This window comes from Streptomyces dysideae (assembly GCF_001514305.1).
Taxonomy (GTDB): Bacteria; Actinomycetota; Actinomycetes; order Streptomycetales; family Streptomycetaceae; genus Streptomyces; species Streptomyces dysideae.
The window spans coordinates 51,724-74,983 of record NZ_KQ949085.1 but is presented as its reverse complement, the minus strand read 5'-3'; the positions used below and the strand labels follow the sequence as shown (position 1 = coordinate 74,983).

Genomic DNA, 23,260 nt, shown 5'->3' with positions numbered 1-23,260 from the left:
GTCCCGCTCAGCTGCCCGCCGGACCCCGCACGCCCACCGTCCGCGCCACACAGCGCCGCAGTACCGTCAGGAACTCCGGTGTCCCCCACGGTCCCCGGTCCATGCGCCCGGTGTCCGGCACGCCGAGGTCCTGCACGTCGTAGCGGCCGCGGCAATGGCCAAGGGTGAAGTAGCAGACCTCGCCGAGCCCATACCGCTTGAGGTACAGCACCGGCCGGGGTGCGTTGTCGAGAGCCGCCGTGTCGCTCTCGGCGAAACCGCGGCACGGGCCCGTGTACTCGGCGTGCAGCAGCACCTCCAACTCCCCGTGCAGCTCGCACAGGTACAGCTCGTCGGTGACCGTGAACGGTTCGATCCCGGCGACCAGCGGATGGTCGGGCCGGGTCACCCGCACCTCGTACGGTTCGATCGGCGGGTGCGCCAGGAACTGGCTGCCGAGCACGACCGCCACTTCGCCGAGGAGCCGCGGCGTGGTGAACACCCGCGGTCCGCCGGAAGCCGGCGGCTCGATCACCGAGTTGGTGCCGTGCAGGGCCAGCCAGCGCCCGCCCCGCTCGACGAACCGTGCCAGCGCGACCCGCTCGGCCGGGCGGGGCCGGACATCGCAGGTGTAGGTGACCAGCAGGTCGGCCCCCTCCAGCGAGGCGGCACAGTCGTAGTCCTGGAAGACCGTCGTACGCACCCGCGGATGCTCACCGAGCAGCTCCAGCAGCCTCAGCCGCGCGTAGTCGAAGTCGTGCCACCTGCCGCCGCAGACCAGTACGGCGTCCAGACGGCCGGCCGGGCCCGCCACGGCTCAGTACTGGACGCGGGTCAGCAGCCCGCCGTCCACCACGAGGTTGACCCCGACACAGAAGGAGCCGGTCCGGCCGAGCAGGAACGCCACGGCGGCCGCCACGTCCTCCGCGGTGCCGTAGCGGCCGATCGGCAGCTTGGCGAGGACCTCCTCGTACACCTCCGGACGGCTGGTGCGGATGGTCTCCCAGGCGCCGCCGGGGAAGTCGATCGGGCCGGGCGAGACGGTGTTGACGCGGATGCCCTTCGGCGCGAGGGCGTGCGCGAGGGCCGAGGCGTGCTGGACTACGGCGGCCTTCAGGGCGGAGTAGGAGTTGGCGCCGGCGGGTCGGGCGGTGTCGGAGGCGTTGGTGGTGCCGATGGCGACCACGGCGGCCCGGTCGGAGGCCTCCAGGTGGGGCATGGCCGCCTCGACGAGTCCCGCGAACGGGATCAGGTCGCCGCGCAGGCTGGCCTCCCATGACTCGGGGCCCTTGACGTTGCCCGCCGACACGTTGGACACCAGCAGGTCCAGGCCGTCGAGTTCACCGGCCGCCCGCTCCACGAATCCCGCGAGCGCGGCCCGGTCGGTGACGTCGACCGGCTCGGCGAACACCGTCGCACCCTCGCCTCGCAACTCGGCCGCGGCCTTGGCGAGCGCCTCCTCGCCCCGGGCGCACAGCGCCAGCGCGCAGCCCTCGGCCGCCAGGGTTCCGGCGATCGCCCGGCCGATACCCCGGCTCGCGCCGGTCACCAGCGCCTTCGCGCCTGTCAGTGCCAGATCCATCGATGTCACTCCTTTGTGATTGCGGAACGGGCCCCGGGTGATTGCGGGAAGCCCCGAGGCCCCTCGGGTTGTCGTCCCTCAGTTGCCGGAGAGCTGCGAGAACGGCACCCGGTCCACGCGCGGCTCCGGCGGCAGCTTCAGTACTCGCTCGCCGATCAGGTTGCGCTGGATCTGGTCGGTGCCTCCGGCCAGCCGGTAGCCGGGAGCGCCGAGCAGATGCTGGGTCCAGGCGAATGTTCCCGGCTCTCCCGTGTCGGCGCAGATCCGGGCGCCCATGAGTTCGGCGGCGACCTGCCCGGTGCGGATGAGCAGGTCGGAGGCCATGAGCTTGGTCAGCGACGCCTCGGGGCCTGGCCGGCCGCCGGAGGCGCTCGTTCTGGCGACGCGGTCCACGGTCGCGGCGCGCAGCGCGGTGCGGACGTACAGGTCGGCGAGGCGCTGACGGACCAGCGGGTCGTCGGTGCGGCCGAGAGAGCGTGCGAGGGCGAGAACGTCCGTGAAGGTGCCGCCCTTGCGCCGGTTGCCGCTGCCGGAGGCGGTCCGTTCGAAGCCGAGGGTGGTGGTGGCGACCTCCCAGCCCTGACCCGGGCGCCCGATCCGGAGCCGGTCCGGGACGCGTACACCGCTGAGGAAGACCTCGTTGAAGGAGGCTCCGCCGCTCATCTGGCGGATGGGGCGTACCTCCACGCCGGAGGCGTCCATCGGGACCAGGAAGGCGGTGATGCCCGCCTGTTTGACGACATCCGGATCGGTGCGGGCGAGCAGTAGGCCGTAGTCGGCGAACTGTGCTCCCGAGGTCCACACCTTCTGACCGTCGATCACCCAGTCTCCCCCATCCTCCTGCCGGGCGCGGGTGCGCAGGGCCGCGAGGTCGGAGCCGGCGCCGGGTTCGCTGAAGAGCTGGCAGGCCAGCAGGTCGGTGCGCAGGAACGCGTGTGCGTAGTCATGGCGCTGCTCGGCCGTCCCGAACAGGGAGACGGCCATCGCGACCAGGCGCACGGTGACACTGATGAGCTCGGTGGACGGCGGCACCTCGAAGGCCGACTCCTCCTGGGCGAAGGCAGCCACGTGGGCGGCGGTCAGGCCGGCGCCGCCCTTGTCCCGGGGCAGGGTGAGGGCCTGGTACCCGGCGTCGAAGCGGGCTCGCTGGTAGGCGCGGCAGCGCTCCAGCAGCAGGCGCTCCTCGGCTTCGGGGATGTTGTGGAACACGGCAAGGCCGGCGGCCTCGCCGGTCGTCTCCGGCGCTCGCGCCGGTTCGAGCACGGTGGCCAGCCACTGTCGGACCTGTGTGCGCCATGCGTCCGGGTCGGGCTGGGACATGGCTCCTCCTTGGGACGGCACTTACCAGACGACACTTACCAGACGACACTTACCAGACGACACTTACCAGACGGCAGCTTCAGTAACGGCGAGCAGGGAAACACTCAAACCATCTGCTCAACCACGCTGGGATGCGTTCGGCTTGGTTCAGAGTGTTCCGCACTTTCTTGATAAACGCTACAGTCTGGGCATCGACTCTCCCCTGAACGCGGGAGAGGACCGAGAGCCGCCGGAGGAGCCATGTCGCTGCTGCCACTCGACCGTCGCGCCCGGGAGACCCCAGACGAACCCGCCCTGGCGGACGACTGGGAAGTGCTGTCCTGGTCCGGCCTCGCCGACCAGGTGACACGGGCGGCGGCACGGCTGCTGGAGATCGCCCCCGGCCCTCACGACCGGGTCGTCGTGCTGGGCGACAACGCCATACCGACGGTGGTGGCCCATCTGGCCGGACTGCGCGCCGGTGTGGGGACCGTGGCCGCGTCCCGGCATCTGACGCCGGGCGAGCTCGTGGACCAGATCATCGACGCGGGGGCGACAGGGATCATCGCCGGCCCCGCCGGGGCGGGCGCCGCCCTGGACGCGGCCAGGGAACTGGGCCTGCCGCTGGTGATGCACGGAACTCCGGCGATCGGGCACGCCTTCGACTGGGACCTGTGGCTGGCGGCCACGCCCGCCGGGCGACCCGTTCCCGCGGACCGGCCCGCCCGGCCGCCCCTCGTCTACACCTCGGGAACCACGGGCCGGGCACGCGGCACCGAGGTGCGCTGGGTGACCGGCCCGGTCGCCGACAGCGCCGCGTATCTGGCCACGATGGCCGCCCGGCCCGGATTCCCGCCGGGACCGCACCTGGTGTGCGGCCCGCTGCAGCACAACGCGCCGCTGACGTCACTGCGGCACCTTGCGGCCGGTCAGCAGGTGGTCGTACTCGGCAGATACGACCCGGCGATCTTCCTGAGCCGCGTCGCGAAGTGGCGGATCACCTCCACCGTCATGGTGCCCACCCACTTCCAACGGCTGCTCGCCCTGCCGGAAGAGGTACGAGCCCGGTACGACGTCTCCAGCCTCGCACAGGTGTCCCACACGGGATCCGCGTGCCCGCCGGACGTGAAGCGGGCCATGATCGAGTGGTTCGGTCCGGTGCTGACCGAGTCGTACGGCGCCAGCGAGGCGGGCACCGTGGCCCGCATCGGCAGCACCGAGTGGCTCGAACACCCCGGCTCGGTGGGGCGCGTCCAGCCCCCGTTCGAGGTCCTGGTGACCGATGACGACGGCCGGCCGCTGCCGCCCGGCGAACGGGGACTGCTCGCCTTCCGCGCCCCCGAGGACCGGGGCGTGCGCTACCACGCGGACCTGGACAAGACGAAGGCCGCCTATCTCTCCCCCGGCGTCTTCACCCTCGGCGACATCGGCTACGTCGACGCGAACGGCTACATCTTCATCACCGACCGAGCCGCGGACGTCGTGGTCTCCGGCGGTGTCAACCTGTACCCGGCGGAGAGCGAGGCGGTGCTGCGGCAGCACCCGGCGGTCGCCGAGGTCGCGGTCATCGGCGTGCCCGACCCGGACTTCGGCGAGTCGCTGCGGGCGCTGGTCGTGGCAGCCGTGGACGGGACGCAGGCCGAGGAACTGGACCGGTTCTGCCGCGACCGGCTGGCCGCCTACAAGTGCCCGAAGTCGTACGAGTTCGTTCCTGAGCTCCTGCGCAACGCGATGGGCAAGCTCGACAAACGCGCGATGCGCCGCCCCTACTGGCACTCCGAGCGGACCATCGCGGGGTGAGCCGGGCCGAGGACCGCCGACAACCGCCGACCCCTCGTACGAAGGATCATTCATGACCGAACTCCTCCTCATCCGGCACGGCCTCCCCCTGGCAGGCGTGTACGACCCGGGGCTGTCGCCGGAGGGCACCGCTCAGGCGGAGCGCCTCGCCGCCTGGCTCGTGCACGAGGACGTCGACGCCCTGTACACCAGCCCGTTCCAGCGTGCCCGCGAGACGGTGGCGCCCTTGGAACGGCTCACCGGCATGACCGCGACCGTGCTGGACGACCTGCGCGAGTGGGACACGGACGTCTCGCACCCCTACACGCCACCGGAGCAGATCGGCGCGAACGATCCCCGGGCGGCGGCGCTCGCCGAGGGGCGGTACGAGGACTTCGTGCCCGATCTGGACCGGGACGCCTTCCGCGCGCGTGCCGTACGGGCCATGGACACCATCCTCGACACCCATCCCGGCGGGCGGGTCGCGGCCGTGTGCCACGGCGGCATCACCAACACCTATCTGGCGACGGTGCTCGGCCTGCCCACGATGTTCTGGTTCCACCCCGGCTACACCTCGGTCTGCAGGGTGCGGCGGCTGCCGGGCGGCCGGATCGTTCTGCACTCGGTGAACGAGACGGCCCACATGATCGCCGAGCGTGCCGTCGACGCGATCGCCTGACCCGCCCCCTCCGTCCCCAGGGCCGACCCGCCCCACTTCCCCCAGGAGGTCCCGGCCATGCCCGGATCCGTCATCGTCGCCGGAGCCAGAACGCCCATCGGTAAACTGATGGGCACCCTGAGCGCTGCGTCCGCCGTCGACCTCGGCGCCCATGCCATCAGCGCGGCGCTGGCCGCCGTGCACCTGGACCCGGCCGCCGTGGAAGCCGTCGTCATGGGCCATGTCGTCCAGGCCGGGGCCGGCCCCAATCCGGCACGGCAGGCCGCGATCCGCGCCGGAGTCCCGTTCTCCGTCCCCGCGAGCACCGTCAACAAGCTCTGCCTGTCGGGTCTGCATGCCATCGCCCTGGCCGACCTCATGATCGCCTCCGGCCGTCACGAGGTGGTCGTCGCGGGCGGCATGGAGTCCATGTCGGGCGCGCCGCACCTGCTGCGCGGAACTCGCACCGGCTGGAAGTACGGTGCGGCCGCCGTCGAGGACGCTCTCGACCGCGACGCCCTCGTCTGCGCCTTCGACGGCGTCTCCATGGGCGCGGCCACCGAGCGGTACCAGCAGCCGTTCGCCCTGACCCGCGAGGAGCAGGACGAGTACAGCGCGCTCTCCCACCAACGGGCCGCCCGCGCCCGGGAGTCCGGCGCGCTGACCGACGAGATCGTCCCGTTCAGGGTGACGGGACGGCGCGGCGAGACGGTGGTGGACACCGACGAGGGCGTACGGCCGGGAAGCACCGCCGACAGCCTGGGGCGCCTGAGACCCGCCTTCTCCGGCGGGGGCACCATCACCGCGGGCAACTCCTCACAGCTCTCCGACGGTGCCGCGGCCATCGTCGTGATGAGCGCGGAACGCGCCCGGCGGGAGGGCCTGACCCCGCTCGCCGAGATCGGCGCCTACGGCACGGTCGCGGGCCCCGACCCCTCGCTGCTGGTCCAGCCGGCCGGCGCGGTCCGCGACGCCCTGTCCCGGGACGGCCGGTTCAAGGCCGCCGACCTGGATCTGTTCGAGATCAACGAGGCGTTCGCCGGAGTGGCCCTCGCCTCCGTACGAGAGCTGGACATCCCCTTGGAGAAGGTGAACGTCAACGGAGGCGCCATCGCCCTCGGCCACCCGGTCGGTATGACGGGCGCCCGCCTGGTGCTGACCCTCGCGGTGGAGCTGCGGCGGCGCGGAGGAGGCAGCGGAGCGGCGGCCCTGTGCGGGGGCGGCGGCCAGGGCGACGCGCTGCTGCTGCACGTGCCGGCACAGGCCTGAACCCCGGAGCTGACGCGCGATGAACGACCATCTGCCCCTGGCCGAGACGATCCTCACCGTGGCGACCCGCGCCCCCGCCGCCGACGGAGTCGTCTCCCTCACCCTGCGCCGCTCGGACGGCGAGGCACTCCCCTCCTGGACGCCGGGTGCCCACATCGACGTACTCCTGGACAGCGACGACGGCGACCTGATCCGTCAGTACTCCCTGTGCGGGCACCCGGAGGCACGCGAGGCCTGGCAGATCGCCGTGCTGCGCGAGCCGCAGGGCCGCGGCGGCTCCGCGTACGTCCACGACCACTTGCGCGAAGGCAGCACCGTCCGGGTCCGCGGACCACGGAACAACTTCCCGCTGCGTCCCGCCGCACGCCATCTGTTCGTCGCAGGCGGCGTCGGTATCACGCCGATCCTTCCCATGGCCGAGGTCGCCGAGGCCGCGGGGGCCGACTGGCGTCTGCTGTACGGCGGCCGCACGCGTACCTCCATGGCGTTCCTGGACCGTCTCGCCCCGTACGGGGACCGTGTACTGATTCGCCCTCAGGACGAGTACGGCCTGCTGGACCTCGCCGCCTTCCTCGGCCCACCCGAGCCGGACACCCTGGTGCACGCCTGCGGTCCCGAGCCCCTGCTGCGGGCCGTGCAGGAGAAGTCCGCGGACTGGCCCCCGGGCACGCTGGGCGTCGAGCGGTTCGCCCCGGCCGAGGCGGCCGGGGCCGGCCCGGCCGAGGCCTTCGAGGTGGAGCTCGCCCGTTCCGGGCTCACCCTCACCGTGCCGCCGCACCGCTCGGTGCTCGAAGCCGTGGAGGAGGCCGGCGTCGCGGTGGCCTCCTCCTGCCGGGAGGGCACATGCGGCACCTGCGAGACCGACGTGCTCGACGGCCGGCCCGACCACCGCGACTCCCTGCTGACCGAGGACGAGCGTGCCACCTGCGACACCATGCTCATCTGCGTCTCCCGCTCGTGCGGGCCTCGTCTGGTCCTCGACCTGTGACCAGTGGGACTCTCTCGCACCGCTCCTGTGCCGCTGCTCACATCGCCGCCACCTCCAGCAATTTACTAGGACGTCCTAGTATCTCTCCAGCCGGCGTTCCCCCGCCCCGTCCGGGAAGGCCCCCATGAGCGATCTGCACCAACCGTGCACCCCGTCCGCCTGGTCACCGCTTCGGCCCTGTTCGACGGAGCGGACACGTCGATCAACATCATGCGGCGGATCTTCCGGTCCCAGGGCGCCGAGGTGGAGTACTTCGAGTACCTGGTCGAGTCGCTGCACGGGCGGGAGCGGAGCGCGTCCGCGTGGTGGGCGGTGGAGGCGGCGTCATCGTGCCCGAGGCGATAGCGCGGCTGCGCACCAGCGGGGTGACCGTCCTCTTGACCGGCCGACGCGGGACCACCAGGCCCGCCACCGGGACCGGCCCACGCCGCCCTGACTGCTCTCAAGGACGCGACGGTGAGCGGCCACAACGTCTTCGCCGTCCTCATGGACGCCGCCCGGGTCTGCTCGCCTCAGCAGATCACCGAGGCCTTCTTCGAGGTCGGCGGCCAGTACCGCCGCAACGTCTGGACCAGGCCCCAGAAACCCCCGTGCAGCCACTCATCGGATAGGACCTCAGATGGATCCCGTCACCCGTCTCGGCGTCGTCGGCTGCGGCCTCATGGGCTCCGGCATTGCCGAAGTCGCCGCCCTCAGCGGCATCGACGTCCGCGTCGCCGAAGCCACCCATGACGCCGTGGAGACCGGCCGCCGCCGTCTCATCGACTCCCTCGACAGGGGCGTGCGGCGTGACAAGCTCAGCGCACAGCAGCGAGACCAGGCCGTCGCCAAACTGTCCTTCACCCACGACCTCAGCGACATGGCCGACCGCCAGTTCGTCGTCGAAGCCGTCGCCGAGAACCGCGACATCAAGACCGACGTCCTCCGAGCCCTGGACAAGGCGGTCGAAGACCCGGCGGCGATCCTGGCCACCAACACCTCCTCGATCCCCATCGTCGATCTCGCCGTCGCCACCGAGCGGCCCGCACAACTCATCGGCATGCACTTCTTCAACCCCGTGCCCGTGCAGCAACTGGTCGAGCTCATCCCCGCCCTGACCACCAGCCAGGAGACCGTGCAGCGCACCCGCGGCTTCGCCCGCCAGCTGGGCAAGCAGGTCATCCAGGCACCCGACCGCTCCGGATTCGTCGTCAACGCCCTGCTCGTGCCCTACCTGCTCAGCGCGGTACGGATGGTGGAATCGGGCGCCGCACGCCCGGACGACATCGACCACGGCATGGAGCTCGGCTGCGCCCACCCCATGGGACCACTGCGCCTGCTCGACCTCATCGGCCTCGACACCGCGCAAGCGGTGGCCGAGTCGATGTACGAGGAGTTCAAGGAACCGCTGTACGCCCCGCCCGCCTTGCTGCGCCGCATGGTCGCCGCAGGCCACCTCGGCCGCAAGAGCGGCCGCGGCTTCCACACCTACGACGCTTGAACAAGGGGCAAGCCCCCCCCGCGAGTCAGCAAGACCATCCACATGAAGGTCAGACTGTGCACCTGAGCGCCACCGCCGCGAAGGCCGTCTACACCTTCGACTACATGCGCGACGGCCGCCGCATCGACTTCCTCAACCGGGCCGTACGCCGCGCCGAACTGGACCACCCAGAGATGACCGGCGAGTTTGAGCTGTACTTTCACGCCCTGGACGACGCGTTCGGCCTTCAACTACCCCGGCAGGACATCCAGGAGACGTTGTCGCGTAACCCGGGCGGGCTCGGCCTTCCGCCGAGCCCGCCCCGCCGGCTCCATACCGGAGCCGGACCCGTGTCACGCCGTCAGCGCTGCAGTGTCAGCAGACCCGGACGGTAGGGCAGGAGACCGTAGTCGCCGCCGGAGTTGGGGCTGCGCCCCTGGTAGAGCAACTGCAGATTGCAGGGATCCACGGTCATGGTCTGATCGGCGCTGGTGCGGATCAGTTCGCCATGGCTGATGTCGTTGGTCCAGGTGGCGCCACTGTTGGCCTTCCCGGCGAAGGGATTGCTCTCGGTCGCGGCCTGGGGTGTCCATGAGCCGTTCAGACTGGTGGCTGTGAACGAGCGGAAGTAGCGGCCCTGTGAGCCGATCGCCTCGACGATCATGAGGTAGCGGTTCTGGCCCTGGAGCTTGTACACCTGCGGGGCTTCGAACAGGTTGTTCGTCGTGTCGCTCATGATCGTCGTGTACGACGAGCCGAAGCTGCCCGGGAAGTTCCCGATCGGCATGCTGGCCCGGTAGATCTTGCCGTTGTCACCGGCGAAGAACAGGTACATGTTCGTCCCGTCACCGATGAGCGTCTGGTCGATGGGTCCGGTTCCGGAGCCGGGGATGCTCCCGGAGAAGAGCACCTGCTCGGATGACCAGCCATTCGGGTTGGTGGGGTCGTTCGACGTCCGGTAGGAGAAGGCAGTCCCACCCCACTGGTAGGCGAGCACCCAGATGTTCTTCGGCGCGAAGTAGAAGAGCGTGGGCGCGACGGTGGAAGTTGACATGGTGTTCTGGCTGGCCGAGGCCATCTCCGACCAGTTGGTGAACAGGCCGAAGTTCATCGAACCCCACCTCGTCCCCGTGTCGTGCGTCGTCGCATAGACGAGTTGCCTGCCGTTGTGGGGGACGACGGTGAAGTCCTTGAGCGAGACCCACCCCGGCTTGGGCTGCGCGAGCGCGCCCGTTGATGTCCAGCGGTATGTCGACGGAAGATCGCACGGGCCGGGGTTGCCGCCGCCGACCTTGACGAGCTGCCATTGCTGGTTGGTGCCGCCCCAGTCGTCGTACTGGACGATGTTCGCGTTGTCGGCGGTGGAGCCGCCTTGCACTTCGAGGGCCTTGTTGCTGTGGCGCGAGATGAACCTCACGTAGCCGTCCGAGCTGTCGGCCAGCCGCCACTGCTGGTTGGTGCCGTTCAGGTCGGCCCACTGGACGATCGAGCCGCCGTCGGCGGTGGACCGGTTGTAGACGTCCAGTACCTTGCCGGAGTGGCGGGACTTGATGCGGTAGTCACCGCCGCCGGAGTCGACGAACTGCCACTGCTGCTGGTTCTGGTCGTTCCTGGTCCACTGGGTGATGCGGGCGCCGTCGTTGGTCGCCAGGTTGTAGACGTCAAGGGCTTTGCCGCTGTTGCGGTTGACCAGCACATACCAGGCGTTGGTGTCGACGGTCGCCGCAGCGGCGGGCTGGGCACCGAGGAAGGTGGCCACGAGCAGCAATGGCGCAAGGACGGCGAGTAAGCGTCTCAGGTAGGCCGGGGACGGATGGCGAGACCACATCAGAAGATCTCCTTGGGGGGGGGCGGGGGGTGAGGTGACCCCGATGAACCGCGGAGCGCCGCTCCGGGGGTCGGGGACGGGATAGGTGTGAAGGCGGCCGCACATGCCGAAGAGCTGGCGCCCTGGGCGCTCCAGCCGGACCACTTCGCCGTGGCCGAGACGTGAGAGGTCTCCGGCCTTCAGCCGTTCCAGCTGACGGCCGGTTGTGACGGCTGCGGCCAGGGGGCCGTCACGCCGGCGGATCCACCAGGCGTCCGGGGAGTGCTGGCCAAGGGGACCTCCGGGGTGAGGGATGTCGGTTCATTCTCGAAATTTTCGGAAGCTTCTCGAATTCTTTGACGCCACAAGCTAGGAACGTGGAGCCTCCCGGTCAAGACCTGTCGCCGATCTGTCCACAAACAGCGCCCCCTTTGGGCTTAACAGGCATGTCGGTCGACCGGAAAATCTCCGAATGTTTCGATACACCTCGCCGGCCCAAGGTGTCCGCACGGAGGAGGAGAGTTGAGCAAGCAGCGCCCACCTCTGGCCGTCATCGCCTGGGCCGTCAACCCCTCGGTCTGCCCACGCAGTTCAGCGTGCCGACCCCGCGCCACGGTCTCCCACCGCTCCAGCCATGACACCATCACCGCCTCCCAGCCCCGAGCCCTGACACGACGAGCCGGCAAACGATCCCCGACCGGCTTCTACACCAACCCAGGAGACGTGTCCGTCACATCCTCAACTCCCGTATGAGTCCGCACCTGTTGACGACTGTCCTGTGCGTCACTACTGTCCGCCTCCGAGTCTTCGACCCACCAACCTCTGTTCGATATTTCGAATGGGAGCGCTCCCAGCCTCCGCCGCCGCCCATGGCGCCCGCTGGGCACCAAGAACGCCTCCACAGAGAAGGGACGATCATGTCGGTGTTACCCCGATCTCCGAGACGTCGGTCACGGAGACTCAAGGGCTCAGCAATCGCCGCGGTGTTCGAGGCGCGACCGACGTGTACTACAAGGTCGCCGGCAGCAACCAGTACCTGCTCCTCCAGGAGGCCATCGGCTCCACCGGCCGACGCTACTTCCGCTCCTTCACCTCCACCCGGACCTGGACACCCCTGGCCGCCACCGAGAACGAACCCTTCGCCCAATCCCTGCCGACTGCAGTACCTCTACCAGGGCATGGGCCCAGCGCCGACGGCGACCACCTCCGCCTGCCCTGGCGAATGGGCCTGCTCACCCAGACCAACTCCCCCTGCCGACCACCATCGACACAGGAGCCGCTCATGCCCCCCACCCCTCTGTTACGCCACCCCAGACGCCTCGCCGCCACCCTGCTGACGGGTTCGCTCCTCGTCGGCGGCCTCCTGACCGCGCCCACCGCGGGGACCAATCCCTCCCCCACGGCCTTCACCCTCAACGGGAATGCCTGCGCCTGATCCATGGCCGACCAGACCCGGGCAGACGATCCAACCGGGCTCATCCTGCAAGGCCCTACGTCACCCGGCGGCCGACCGAGCGCTGTCCGTGCCGGTCGAGATCGTCCCGGTCCCATGACCACGATGTCCGCTGATCCCGCGCTGCCCGGGTTCCGACCCGACCCGTCCGTCTGCCGAGTGGGAGCGGACGACGCATTCCCCTGCGCTTCAGTCCTTCCGTGATTTCTACCCTGGAGGCACAGTCATGGCTTCGCATGCCATTCCCCCACCCGCCGTCCGCCGGAAGTTCGGCGGTCTGCTGATAGCGCTGGTCGTCGGCGTCCTCGGTGCGGTCGCCGCACCGGTCTCGCCGCCGACCGCACACGCCGCCGAAAGCACGGCCGAGAGCACGCTCGGCGCCGCGGCGGCGCAGAGCGGCCGCTACTTCGGCACCGCCATCGCCTCGGGCCGGCTCAACGACTCGGCGTACACGACGATCGCGGGCCGCGAGTTCAACTCGGTGACGGCCGAGAACGAGATGAAGATCGACGCCACCGAACCCCAGCGGGGCCAGTTCAACTTCACCGCCGGTGACCGCGTCTACAACTGGGCGGTGCAGAACGGCAAGCAGGTGCGCGGCCACACCCTGGCCTGGCACTCCCAGCAGCCCGCCTGGATGCAGAGCCTCAGCGGCAGCAACCTGCGCCAGGCGATGATCGGCCACATCAACGGCGTGATGTCCCACTACAAGGGCAAGATCGCCCAGTGGGACGTCGTGAACGAGGCGTTCGCCGACGGCAGTTCGGGAGCCCGGCGCGACTCCAACCTGCAGCGCACCGGCAACGACTGGATCGAGGTCGCCTTCCGCACCGCGCGCGCCGCGGACCCGGCCGCCAAGCTCTGCTACAACGACTACAACGTCGAGAACTGGACCTGGGCCAAAACCCAGGCCATGTACGCCATGGTCCGAGACTTCAAGCAGCGCGGCGTGCCGATCGACTGCGTCGGCTTCCAGTCGCATTTCAACAGCGGCAGCCCCTACAACAGCAACTTCCGCACCACCCTGCAGAACTTCGCCGCCCTCGGCGTCGACGTGGCCATCACCGAACTCGACATCCAGGGCGCCTCGGCCACGACCTACGCCAACGTGACCAACGACTGCCTGGCCGTCCCGCGCTGCCTCGGCATCACCGTCTGGGGTGTGCGCGACACCGACTCCTGGCGACCGGAGCACTCGCCGCTGCTGTTCAACGGCGACGGCAGCAAGAAGCCCGCCTACACCGCCGTCCTCAATGCGCTCAACGCCGACTCCTCTACGCCCCCTTCGGATTCCGGACAGATCAAGGGCGTCGCTTCAGGCCGCTGCCTGGACGTGCCCGGCGCCGGCACCACCGACGGCACCCAGCTCAACCTGTGGGACTGCCACAACGGCACCAACCAGCAGTGGACCTACACCGCCGCGGGCGAGCTCAGGGTCTACGCCAACAAGTGCCTGGACGCCGCCGGCACCGGCAACGGCGCCAAAGTCCAGATCTACAGCTGCTGGGGCGGCGACAACCAGAAGTGGCGCCTCAACTCCGACGGATCCATCGTCGGCGTCCAGTCCGGCCTCTGCCTCGACGCCGCCGCCGGCGGCACCGCCAACGGCACCCTGATCCAGCTCTACTCCTGCTGGAACGGCAGCAACCAACGCTGGACCCACACCTGACGGGACCTGCCATAAACGAAAGGGTGAATCGATGAAGACCCATGGTGCGGCTTCCCCCGCCCCTCCACGAAGGCATCGCTGGTGGTCCCGGGTCGCCGCCGCGGTGGCGGCGACCCTCGCGATCGGCATGCTCGGCGCGGTGCCCGCCGAGGCGGCGACGGTGGACACCAACGCCTGGTACGCCCTGGTCAATCGCAACAGCGGCAAGGCGCTGGACGTCTATGACGTGTCCACCGCCGACGGCGCGCGGGTCAGCCAGTGGACGCGCAACGACGGAACCAACCAGCAGTGGCAGTTCGTGGATTCCGGCGGCGGCTTCTACCGGCTCAAGGCCCGGCATTCGGGCAAGGTTCTCGACGTGGCCGACGCCTCGACCGCCGACGGTGCCGCGATCCAGCAGTGGGCCGACCACAACGGGGCCAACCAGCAGTTCCGCCTGGCCGACTCCGACGCGGGCCACGTCCGGCTGATCAACCGCAACAGCGGCAAGGCGGTGGAGGTGCAGGGCGCCTCCACCGCCGACGGCGGCAACGTCGTCCAGTACACCGACTGGGGCGGCGCCAACCAGCAATGGCAGATGATCAAGCTGTCGTCCGGTGGCGGCGGATGCGGCAGCGCCCCGACTCTGGCGAGCGGTACGCACACGATTCAGAGCGGCGGTAAGAGCCGCAGCTTCATCCTCAGGGTTCCCGCCAACTACGACAACAGCCACCGCTACCGGCTGATCTTCGCGTTCCACTGGCGGGGCGGAACCGCCGGCGACGTCGCCTCGGGCGGCACGAGCGGGAACGCCTGGTCCTACTACGGCCAACAGGAGCAGTCGAACAACGGCGCGATCCTCGTCGCCCCCCAGGGCCTCGGCAACGGCTGGGCCAATTCGGACGGTGAGGACGTCACCTTCGTCGACGACATGATCCGGCGAATCGAGGGCGGCCTCTGCGTCAACACGGCACAGCGTTTCGCCACGGGTTTCAGCTGGGGCGGCGGTATGAGTTACGCACTCGCATGCTCCCGGGCGAACGTCTTCAGGGCCGTCGCGGTCATCTCCGGCGGCCAGATCAGCGGGTGCAGCGGCGGCACCCAGCCCACCGCCTACTTCGGCATCCACGGCATCAGCGACAACGTCCTCACCATTGCGCAAGGACGGTCCCTGCGCGACAAGTTCGTCGCCAACAACGGCTGCACTCCCCAGAGCCCGCGCGAGCCCGCCCCGGGCAGCCGAACGCACATCACCACCACCTACTCGGGCTGCCGTGCCGGATACCCGGTCCAATGGGCCGCGTTCGACGGAGGCCACATACCCGGTCCGGTCGACGGCTCCCCCAACGAAAGCGGCGTCGCCACCTGGACCAAAGCAGAGATCTGGAGGTTCTTCGCACAGTTCCAGTGACAGGCCCGCACCATGGAGTGGAGCCAGGATGATCCTGGCTCCACTCCGTCGGCGTCTATCTCAGGTTGAAGGATGGAGCGGGGTTTGCCCCCGTTTGCGGAAGAGGTCGCCGCCTTCATGCGGGACAGCCGCCGCACTCCAAGCAGACATTTTCCGCACCCGTCATAGGGTCGCTCGATCATGTTCAGGTCCGTACCGCGCAAGGTCTCCATTTCGAGCACGCAGCGTGCGGAGAATTCGCGGCCACCCCCTGGACGGTGATCTTGGTCATCCCAGGAAGCTCAACCGAACCTGACGGTTGGGATTGGAGATATTGGTGTCCACCAGACACACCGACTGCCACGTCCCCAACTCCAGCCTCCCACCCAGCACCGGCAACGTCGCATGCGGCGGCACGATCGCCGGGAGGACGTGGTCGCGGCCGTGGCCGGGGCTGCCGTGGCGGTGCTGCCAGCGGTCGTCGGCGGGGAGGAGGGTGTGCAGAGCGGTCAGGAGGTCGTCGTCGCTGCCGGCGCCCGTCTCGATGATCGCGACGCCGGCGGTCGCGTGCGGGACGAAGATGTTCAGGAGGCCGTCGCGGCCGGCCGCCGCCTCCCTCAGGAAGGCCTCGCAGTGGCGGGTGAGGTCGACGACCGCCTCCGAGGAGCCGGACACGACGTTCAGAACTCGGGTGGTGAAGGCGTCTGACATGCCTCCCATCGTCACCCATGGGGCAGGGTTCACGCGCGGCCGACCGCCCGGGCCCTGATATCGAAGGCTGCGGGTGGCCTTCGCCGCGTGTCGCCGCGGCCGCTGACGCCTTTTCTCCCCATCTCCCGCCCGTACCACGCGCCGTCCCCCGCTGGCTGCGCCGCACCACCGGCCCCTTCTCCTCCTCGCCCTGCGGCAACTCCTCAGCAGCACCGGCGTGTTGACCGCCGCCGGACTCGCGCTCGGCGCGGCCTTCGGTACCGGACTCGCCCTCGTCTCCGGGCTGTTCAGGGTCGGCGAGGATCAGGGTGATTCCTGAGCCGGCGGCGCGTGGGCTGATCGGCCCTGCGGCGACGGAGGGTGGTGCTCCGCCGCTCGTCGCGAGCGGGCGCTGACCTCGCGGGAAGATCTCCGCACCCGGTGCGGTTAGTAGAAACGTGAACAACACCGAGGTAGTCGTCATAGGCGCTGGTCAGGCAGGTCTGTCCAGCGCCTATCACCTGCGCCGCACCGGCTTCGAGCCGGACCGCGACTTCGTCGCCCTCGACCACGCCCCCGCTCCTGGCGGCGCCTGGCAGTTCCGGTGGCCCTCGCTGACGTACGGCAAGGTGCACGGGATGCACTCGCTGCCGGGTATGGAGCTGACCGGCGCGGATCCCGCACGGCCGTCGTCCGAAGTTATCGCCGGGTACTTCGACACGTACGAGCGGACCTTCGACCTGCGGGTACGGCGTCCCGTCGACGTGCGTGCCGTACGGGAGGGCGAGGGCGGGCGGCTGCTCGTCGAGACCTCGGCCGGGGACTGGTCGGCGCGGGCGCTGATCAACGCGACCGGCACCTGGGACCGGCCGTTCTGGCCGCGCTATCCGGGCCAGGAGACCTTCCGGGGGCGGCAGTTGCACACCGCGCAGTATCCCGGGCCGGAGGAGTTCGCAGGTCAGCGTGTTGTCGTGGTGGGCGGGGGTGCGTCGGGGACGCAGCACCTGCTGGAGATCGCCCCGTTCGCGGCCGCCACCACCTGGGTGACCCGGCGCCCGCCCGTCTTCCGCGAGGGCCCCTTCACCGAGGACGTGGGCCGGGAGGCCGTCGCGCTCGTCGAGGAGCGGGTCCGGCAGGGGCTGCCGCCGAAGAGCGTCGTGTCGGTGACCGGGCTGCCGCTCAACGACGCGATCCGGCAGGGGATCGCGGACGGGATCCTGGACCGGCAGCCCATGTTCGACCGGATCACACCGGACGGCGTGGAATGGGCCGACGGGCACCGCGTGGATGCCGACGTCATCCTCTGGGCGACCGGGTTCCGGGCCGCCATCGACCATCTGAGGCCGCTGCGGCTGCGTGAGGCGGGCGGCGGGATCCGGGTCGAGGGGACGAGGGCGGTCGCCGATCCTCGGATCCATCTCGTCGGCTACGGGCCGTCCGCCAGCACCATCGGCGCGAACCGGGCGGGCCGCGCGGCCGTGCGGGACATCAGGCGGTTGCTGGCCGGAGAGCCGGTCGCCGCGTGATGTCCCGTCGGTGGCGTCCCGTGGCGTGGCGCCCTGCGGACCGCGCGGCTCCGCTCGGCGCGCCGAGGGAAGACGTCGGCCGGCCCTCCGCACGGCCGTCTGCGCCGCTCACGCAGCTGCGCTGACCTGCGGAGCCGTGAACTCCGCGCCGCTACACCACTGCGCGGGAAGCCACCGCGTCACTTCCCGGGCCGCTTCTGGTGGGCGTTGAACTCGGCGACATTGCGCTGGTGTTCCGCGTGGTCGGCGGTGAAGCGGGTGTCGCCCGGCTTGACCGTGACGAAGTACAGCCAGTCGCCCGGCGTCGGGGTGATCGCGGCGCGCATCGCCTCCTCGCCGGGGTTGGCGATGGGCGTGGGCGGCAGGCCCATGCGCTGGTACGAGTTGTAGGGGCTCTCGATCCGGGTGTCCGCGGCGGTCGTCTTCAGCGTGGAGCGGTTCAGCGCGTAGTTGATGGTCGAGTCCATCTGCAGCGGCATCCCACGTTCGAGCCGGTTGAAGATCACCCGGGCGACCTTGCCCATGTCGGCCTTGGTGGCGGCCTCGGCCTGGACGATGCTCGCGATGGTGACCGCCTGGTAGACGTTCATGGCGTTGCGCTGCGCGCCGGCCGCGATCGGGGCGCCGTTGAACTTCCGGTTGGCGGTGTCGACCATGAACGACAGCAGGGACTCCGGCGTCGCCTTCTTCCCGTCCTTCTCGAGCGGATACGTCGCCGGGAAGAGGTAGCCCTCGGGGTTGCCGTCGGCGTCGTTCGGCAGCTTGAGGCGGGCCTTGCCGAGCGACTTCCTGGTGGTGCCGGGTGGCACGGTGAGGGCCTTGTCGACGGCGTCGTAGATCTGGCCGGCGCGCCAGCCCTCCGGGATGACCAGCGCGGTGGGCTTCTTCTCCTCCTCGCTGTCCAGGCCCAGCAGCGGCACCGCCACGGCGGTGCCGGCCACGACGGCCCCGGTCGCGATGAGGACGAGTCGGCCCCGGCGCGTCAGTCGAATCGCGCTCCGTGGCGGAGTGTTCATGTGCATGTGCGCACGGTAACCCGCCAAACCGTACAAACCTGGCATATCGTCATCTTGTCGGCTCCAGTCGGGCGTCCCGGCGGACCAGCGCCGCATACCGCCCCTCCCGTTCCAACAGCTCCTCGTGCGTGCCCCGTTCGGCGACGCCGCCGGAGTCGAGGACCACGATCTGGTCGGCACCCCGAATGGTGGACAGGCGGTGCGCGATGGTGAGCGTGGTGCGGTTGGCGGACAGGGCGTCGATGGCCTCCTGGACGGCGCGTTCGGTGCGGGTGTCCAGGGCGCTGGTCGCCTCGTCGAGGATCAGGACAGGCGGGTCGCGCAGGATGGTGCGGGCGATGGCCAGGCGCTGCTTCTCGCCACCGGAGAAACGGTGACCGCGCTCTCCTACGACCGTGTCGTAGCCGTCGGGCAGGGACGCGATGTGGTCGTGGATCTGGGCCGCCTTCGCCGCCGCCTCCAGCTCCTCGTCGGTGGCGTCCGGCTTGGCGAAGCGCAGGTTGTCGGCGACCGAGGCGTGGAAGAGGTACGTCTCCTGCGAGACGACGCCGACCCCGCGGGCCAGGGTGTCGAAGTCGAGGTCACGGACGTCGACCCCGTCGAGGGTGACCCGGCCTCCCGTCACGTCGTACAGCCGCGGCACCAGATGGCCGAGCGTCGACTTGCCGGCGCCGGTCGGGCCGACGACCGCGAGGCTGCCGCCCGCCGGGACGGTGATGTCGATGCCGCCGAGGATCGGGCCGCCCCTGTCGTCGCCGTCGTACCGGAACTCGACGCCCTCGAAGCGGACCTCGCCCTTGATGGTGTCGAGGTGGAGGGGCCGGTCCCGTTCGGTGATGTCGATGGGCAGGTCGAGGTACTCGAAGATGCGCTGGAAGAGCGCGAGCGAGGCCTGGATCTGGACGCCCGTGCCGAGCAGGCTCACGGCCGGGCGGAACAGGCCCTGCTGGAGCGAGACGAAGGCGACGATCGTGCCGATGGAGACTTCGGGGCCGCCCAGTTGAAGCGCCATGCCGGCGGTCCAGTAGATGAAGGCGGGCATCGCGGCCATGACGATCGAGATGACGGCCATACGCCAGCGGCCGGCCATGTTCGACCTCACCTCGAGGTCCACCAGCCGCTCGGACTCCTCGGCGAAGGCACTGGTCAGCGAGTCGGAGCGGCCCATCGTGCGGCCGAGCAGGATGCCGCTGACCGAGAGCGACTCGGTGACCGTGGCGGCCATCGCGGCCATCTGCTTCTGGCGTTGGGTGGTGATCCGCTTGCGTTCGTTGCCCACTCGGCGGCTGATCCAGACGAAGACCGGCAGCAGGAGCAGCGAGACGATGGTCAGCCGCCAGTCGAGGGCGAGCATCGCGACGATCGTGGCGACCACGCTGGTCAGGTTGGAGACCAGCGAGGTGGCCGTCGAGGTGACGGTGGCCTGCATGCCGCCGATGTCGTTGGCGATGCGGGACTGGACCTCGCCGGTGCGGGTGCGGGTGAAGAAGGCGAGCGACATGCGCTGCAGCCGGCCGTAGACGGCGGTGCGCAGGTCGTGCATGACGCGCTGGCCGACCGTCGTCGAGATCAGGGTCTGCAGCACGCCGAAGACACTGGTCAGGACGGCGCTCAGGATCATGCCGAGCGCGAGCAGGCTGAGCAGGCCGGTGCGGCCCTCGGGGATCGCGACGTCCAGGACGGCCTTGAGCATGAAGGGCGTGGCGACCGAGACCAGGGACGCGGCGCCGACCAGGAGGCCGACGATCGCGAGGCGTCCGCGGTACGGACGGAAGAGTTTCAGGATGCGGCGCACCTGCCGGGGCTGTTCCTGCTCGTCGGCGAGTGGCGTCCAGGCGGGTTCTTTTTCGGGGTGCATGGGCTCCTACGGGTGATTCGAGGTCGGGGACTGACGGAGCATAGCTCATTGTTACCTATGCTCACAATGAACGTCGTCCTGATATTGTTCCCGCATGACCACCCCCGATCCCGACGGCCCGCTCGCCGAGCAACTGCTGCGGTTCACCCGCCGGGTGCACCGGATCCAGAAGCGTCATCTACAGGAGTGCGGCCTGGGCGTCACCCCCGCGCAGTCCCGTCTGCTGCGCACGCTCGCGCACTACAGCTCGCCGCCCCGGATGGCCGATCTCGCCGAACGGCTGGAAGTGGTCCCACGTGCCGTCACCTCGCTGGTCGACGGCCTGGAGGCGAGCGGGAAGGTGCGGCGGGTACCCGATCCGACCAACCGGCGGGTCATCCGGATAGAGATCACGGACGACGGCCACAAGGCACTGCGCGAACTGCACGGGGCGCGGCGGGCGGCGGCGGCGGAGATCCTGGCGCCGCTGACGGACGAACAGCGCGAGGTGCTGGGCGGCTTGCTGGACACGCTGATCGACGGGGACGCCGTCCGGCGCTGCTGAGCGCGTGAATCGGCCGCCGCCGCCACTCCGTGAGGCTGGAGTGGCGGCAGCGGCCGTGTACTGGTGCCTGGTGTCAACCGACCTCGGAGGCGGTCTCCTTGGCCGGCTGGGCGGGAACGGCGGCGGGCTCCTCAGCGGGTACGGCCTTCTTGAGGTCCGGTGCCTCCGGCTCCTCGTCGTCCAGCGTGACCACGATCTCGCCGGACAGGACCTTCTTCGCCCGGTCCGCGTCCAGCGCACCCTCCCAGCGGGAGACGGCGAAGACGGCGACGCAGTTGCCGAGCAGGTTCGTCACGACGCGCATCGAGTCCATGATGCGGTCCACGCCCAGCAGCAGAGCGACGGCACCGGCGGGGATGGCACCCAGCGAGGAGGCGGTCGCGGACAGGGCGAGGAAGGCCGAACCGGGGATGCCGGCCATGCCCTTGCTGGTCAGCATGAGCACCAGGAGGACGGTGATCTGCTGGCTCAGGCTGAGGTCGACGCCGACCGCCTGGGCGATGAACAGCGTGCCGATGGACAGGTAGAGCGAGGCGCCGTCCAGGTTGAAGGAGTAGCCCGTGGGGAGGACGAGGCCCACGGCGTCGTCGCGGGCGCCGGCCTTGCGCAGCTTCTGCATCACGCGCGGCAGGACGGACTCGGTGGACGCGGTGCCCAGTGCGAGCAGCATCTCCTCACGGATGTAGCGCAGGAACTGCCAGAGGCTGAGTCCGGTCACCACCTTGAGGGCGACGGCGAGGAGGGCGATGAAGACGGCCGCGGCGGCGTAGCACAGGATGATCAGCTTGGCGTAGGTCTCCATCACGCCGAGCCCGTACTGGCCGACCAGGACGGCCATCGCACCGAACACCGCGATCGGGGCCAGCCGCATGACGAAGCCGACGATCGCGAAGATGACCTCCTGGGCCTGCTCGATGGCGGGCAAAACCTGCGGCACCTTGGTGTGGCCGAGGTGCAGCAGCGCGGCGCCCACCAGACAGGCCAGCACCAGCACTTGGAGCAGGGAGTTCTCTGCGAAGGCGCCTATGAAACTGGTGGGCAGCGCGTTCAGGACGAACTCGGTCGTCGAGGGCAGCGAGCCGCCGTTCGTCTTCGCGTCGACCGCCGAGGCGTCGAGCGAGGACGGGTCGACGTTCATGCTCGAGCCCGGCTGGACGACGTTGGCGGCGACCAGGCCGATGATCAGGGCGGCCGTGGACGCGACCTCGAACCAGATCAGAGCCTTGAGCCCGATCCGCCCGAACGCCTTCAGATCACCGGCCTTGGCGATACCGACGACGACCACACAGAACACGAGCGGCGAGATGATCGTCTTGATCAGCCGGATGAAACCGTCGCCGAGCGGCTGGAGATCCGCGCCCAGGTCGGGCCACAGCTTCCCGACGACGATTCCGAGGACGAGTGCACAGGCGACCTGCGCGAAGAGAGAGGTACGCAATATACGTGCGACGCGTCGCGGCAGGGACGGGACGGACTGCGGCACGAGCACTCCTTGAGGGGACGGATGGCACCACAGAAGCCAGGACGGGACTTCTGCAATCTTCTGCGATACGGAAAGCGACTTCCGTAGCGATCACTTTGTAGGTGTCGTTGATCCCGCACAAGACACCCGTGTTGCAGCCGTGTAAATCACGCCTCGCGTGACGCATCGCACACAACTCGCCTCAGCAGCCGCTGAGATGCTCCGTGAGCACCCCCTGAACGGTGGCGAGGGACCGGTCGTAGCAGCCGTCGGAGCCGTACAGCCGATAGCGCTCGCGCGACGTGCCGACCGCGTGGCGCTGGTCGCGCGGCACGTTCACCGTCCAGGCCGCGTCGCCCGTGTACGTGTCGTCGAGCCGGGCCCATGCGATGCGCCGGCCGTCGCGCGTCGTCACGGCCGAGGCGCGGTCACCGAGGGTCAGCACGGTGCGGAGCCGGTCGTCCGCGCCGAGCGTGGTCGTGCCGTCCATCGCGTACGTCCGGTGGGTGCGCGTCGTGCGGGCCGGGCCTCGTCCGTCGATGGTGACCGACTCGTCGTCCGTCCAGGAGGCGTCGAGTGCGTCGAGGTTCTCGCCGTCGGTCCAGCGGTGCGTGGAGGTGTTGGCCAGGGTGCGGCTGACGGTGGTCGCCACCCGGCCGTGCGAGGTGTCGACGTATCCGGCGACGGTCAGTCGGTGACCACCCTCGGTGTCCACCCGGTGCTCCGAACCAGGCGTGTACGCCGAGGAGTTGGCGCGATCGCCCGCCCTGTGCGCGGTGAGCTTCCCGGTGACCTGTGCGCTCTTCGCGTCCTGCCAGACGAGGACGTTCACGGGGGCGCTCCAGCCGCTCTG

General features: G+C 69.8%; 19 protein-coding genes and 2 pseudogenes. 12 read left to right on the top strand and 9 right to left on the bottom strand.

Features of this window, described 5'->3' with window-relative positions:
- Positions 1 to 7: 7 nt before the first annotated feature.
- The 3 genes from AQJ91_RS19160 to AQJ91_RS19150 form a co-directional block, all read right to left on the bottom strand.
- Positions 8 to 793 carry a ThuA domain-containing protein gene (locus tag AQJ91_RS19160; protein ID WP_067022815.1) on the bottom strand — a complete coding sequence of 262 codons (786 nt, stop codon included), beginning with the start codon at positions 791 to 793 and terminating at the stop codon, positions 8 to 10.
- Positions 794 to 796: 3 nt separating this feature from the next.
- Positions 797 to 1,561: an SDR family NAD(P)-dependent oxidoreductase gene (locus AQJ91_RS19155; RefSeq protein ID WP_067022811.1), complete on the bottom strand. Its 765-nt coding sequence runs from the start codon at positions 1,559 to 1,561 to the stop codon at positions 797 to 799.
- Between the two features lie 78 nt (positions 1,562 to 1,639).
- Positions 1,640 to 2,881 (bottom strand): acyl-CoA dehydrogenase family protein, encoded by a 1,242-nt coding sequence (locus AQJ91_RS19150; protein ID WP_067022808.1) that lies wholly within the window; start codon positions 2,879 to 2,881, stop codon positions 1,640 to 1,642.
- 240 nt (positions 2,882 to 3,121) lie between these two features.
- Here AQJ91_RS19150 and AQJ91_RS19145 point away from each other — a divergent pair, with 240 nt between their 5' ends.
- From AQJ91_RS19145 to AQJ91_RS55700, 7 genes are all read left to right on the top strand, one after another.
- A complete protein-coding gene (locus AQJ91_RS19145; protein WP_067022805.1) occupies positions 3,122 to 4,660 on the top strand; it encodes an AMP-binding protein in 1,539 nt (512 codons plus the stop codon).
- Positions 4,661 to 4,712: 52 nt separating this feature from the next.
- Positions 4,713 to 5,318, top strand: a complete 606-nt coding sequence (locus tag AQJ91_RS19140; protein WP_067022802.1) for a histidine phosphatase family protein — start codon at positions 4,713 to 4,715, stop codon at positions 5,316 to 5,318.
- 57 nt (positions 5,319 to 5,375) lie between these two features.
- Positions 5,376 to 6,566 (top strand): acetyl-CoA C-acyltransferase, encoded by a 1,191-nt coding sequence (locus AQJ91_RS19135; RefSeq protein ID WP_067022799.1) that lies wholly within the window; start codon positions 5,376 to 5,378, stop codon positions 6,564 to 6,566.
- 19 nt (positions 6,567 to 6,585) lie between these two features.
- Complete coding sequence (locus AQJ91_RS19130; protein ID WP_067022796.1) at positions 6,586 to 7,554, top strand: PDR/VanB family oxidoreductase; 969 nt, start codon at positions 6,586 to 6,588, stop codon at positions 7,552 to 7,554.
- Positions 7,555 to 7,698: 144 nt separating this feature from the next.
- Positions 7,699 to 7,899 carry a hypothetical protein gene (locus AQJ91_RS19125; RefSeq protein ID WP_067022793.1) on the top strand — a complete coding sequence of 67 codons (201 nt, stop codon included), beginning with the start codon at positions 7,699 to 7,701 and terminating at the stop codon, positions 7,897 to 7,899.
- Between the two features lie 274 nt (positions 7,900 to 8,173).
- Complete coding sequence (locus AQJ91_RS19120) at positions 8,174 to 9,034, top strand: 3-hydroxybutyryl-CoA dehydrogenase (protein ID WP_067022791.1); 861 nt, start codon at positions 8,174 to 8,176, stop codon at positions 9,032 to 9,034.
- 56 nt (positions 9,035 to 9,090) lie between these two features.
- A complete protein-coding gene (locus AQJ91_RS55700; protein WP_067022789.1) occupies positions 9,091 to 9,408 on the top strand; it encodes a hypothetical protein in 318 nt (105 codons plus the stop codon).
- On the opposite strand, the gene AQJ91_RS19110 is transcribed toward AQJ91_RS55700, so the two are convergent.
- Positions 9,375 to 10,841, bottom strand: coding sequence for a non-reducing end alpha-L-arabinofuranosidase family hydrolase (locus AQJ91_RS19110; RefSeq protein WP_067022786.1), 1,467 nt, complete (start codon positions 10,839 to 10,841; stop codon positions 9,375 to 9,377). The two genes, AQJ91_RS55700 and AQJ91_RS19110, sit on opposite strands and share 34 nt — an antisense overlap.
- A gap of 988 nt (positions 10,842 to 11,829) precedes the next feature.
- Between AQJ91_RS19110 and AQJ91_RS58255 the strand changes: the two are divergent.
- From AQJ91_RS58255 to AQJ91_RS19095, 3 genes and pseudogenes are all read left to right on the top strand, one after another.
- Positions 11,830 to 12,075 (top strand): annotated as a pseudogene (locus AQJ91_RS58255) (non-reducing end alpha-L-arabinofuranosidase family hydrolase); the annotation flags it as partial.
- A 424-nt stretch (positions 12,076 to 12,499) separates the two neighbouring features.
- Positions 12,500 to 13,942 carry an endo-1,4-beta-xylanase gene (locus tag AQJ91_RS19100; protein WP_067022781.1) on the top strand — a complete coding sequence of 481 codons (1,443 nt, stop codon included), beginning with the start codon at positions 12,500 to 12,502 and terminating at the stop codon, positions 13,940 to 13,942.
- Between the two features lie 31 nt (positions 13,943 to 13,973).
- Entirely contained in the window at positions 13,974 to 15,332 is a 1,359-nt protein-coding gene (locus AQJ91_RS19095; RefSeq protein WP_067022777.1) for an RICIN domain-containing protein, read from the top strand.
- Positions 15,333 to 15,599: 267 nt separating this feature from the next.
- On the opposite strand, the gene AQJ91_RS19090 is transcribed toward AQJ91_RS19095, so the two are convergent.
- Complete coding sequence (locus AQJ91_RS19090; RefSeq protein ID WP_067022774.1) at positions 15,600 to 16,022, bottom strand: YjbQ family protein; 423 nt, start codon at positions 16,020 to 16,022, stop codon at positions 15,600 to 15,602.
- Positions 16,023 to 16,459: 437 nt separating this feature from the next.
- Here AQJ91_RS19090 and AQJ91_RS19085 point away from each other — a divergent pair, with 437 nt between their 5' ends.
- On the top strand, positions 16,460 to 17,527 hold the full coding sequence (locus tag AQJ91_RS19085) for an NAD(P)-binding domain-containing protein (RefSeq protein WP_067022771.1): 1,068 nt from the start codon (positions 16,460 to 16,462) through the stop codon (positions 17,525 to 17,527).
- Positions 17,528 to 17,706: 179 nt separating this feature from the next.
- On the opposite strand, the gene mltG is transcribed toward AQJ91_RS19085, so the two are convergent.
- On the bottom strand, positions 17,707 to 18,549 hold the full coding sequence (mltG, locus tag AQJ91_RS19080; protein WP_067022767.1) for an endolytic transglycosylase MltG: 843 nt from the start codon (positions 18,547 to 18,549) through the stop codon (positions 17,707 to 17,709).
- Positions 18,550 to 18,592: 43 nt separating this feature from the next.
- Positions 18,593 to 20,401, bottom strand: coding sequence for an ABC transporter ATP-binding protein (locus AQJ91_RS19075; protein ID WP_067022764.1), 1,809 nt, complete (start codon positions 20,399 to 20,401; stop codon positions 18,593 to 18,595).
- A 94-nt stretch (positions 20,402 to 20,495) separates the two neighbouring features.
- Between AQJ91_RS19075 and AQJ91_RS19070 the strand changes: the two genes are divergently transcribed.
- The gene (locus AQJ91_RS19070) at positions 20,496 to 20,945 is read left to right on the top strand and encodes a MarR family winged helix-turn-helix transcriptional regulator (RefSeq protein ID WP_067022761.1); all 450 of its coding nucleotides are present in this window, start codon (positions 20,496 to 20,498) and stop codon (positions 20,943 to 20,945) included.
- Positions 20,946 to 21,018: 73 nt separating this feature from the next.
- On the opposite strand, the gene AQJ91_RS19065 is transcribed toward AQJ91_RS19070, so the two are convergent.
- Entirely contained in the window at positions 21,019 to 22,428 is a 1,410-nt protein-coding gene (locus AQJ91_RS19065; protein WP_067022758.1) for a cation:dicarboxylate symporter family transporter, read from the bottom strand.
- A gap of 181 nt (positions 22,429 to 22,609) precedes the next feature.
- A pseudogene (locus AQJ91_RS19060) lies at positions 22,610 to 23,260 on the bottom strand (peptide-N4-asparagine amidase); the annotation flags it as partial.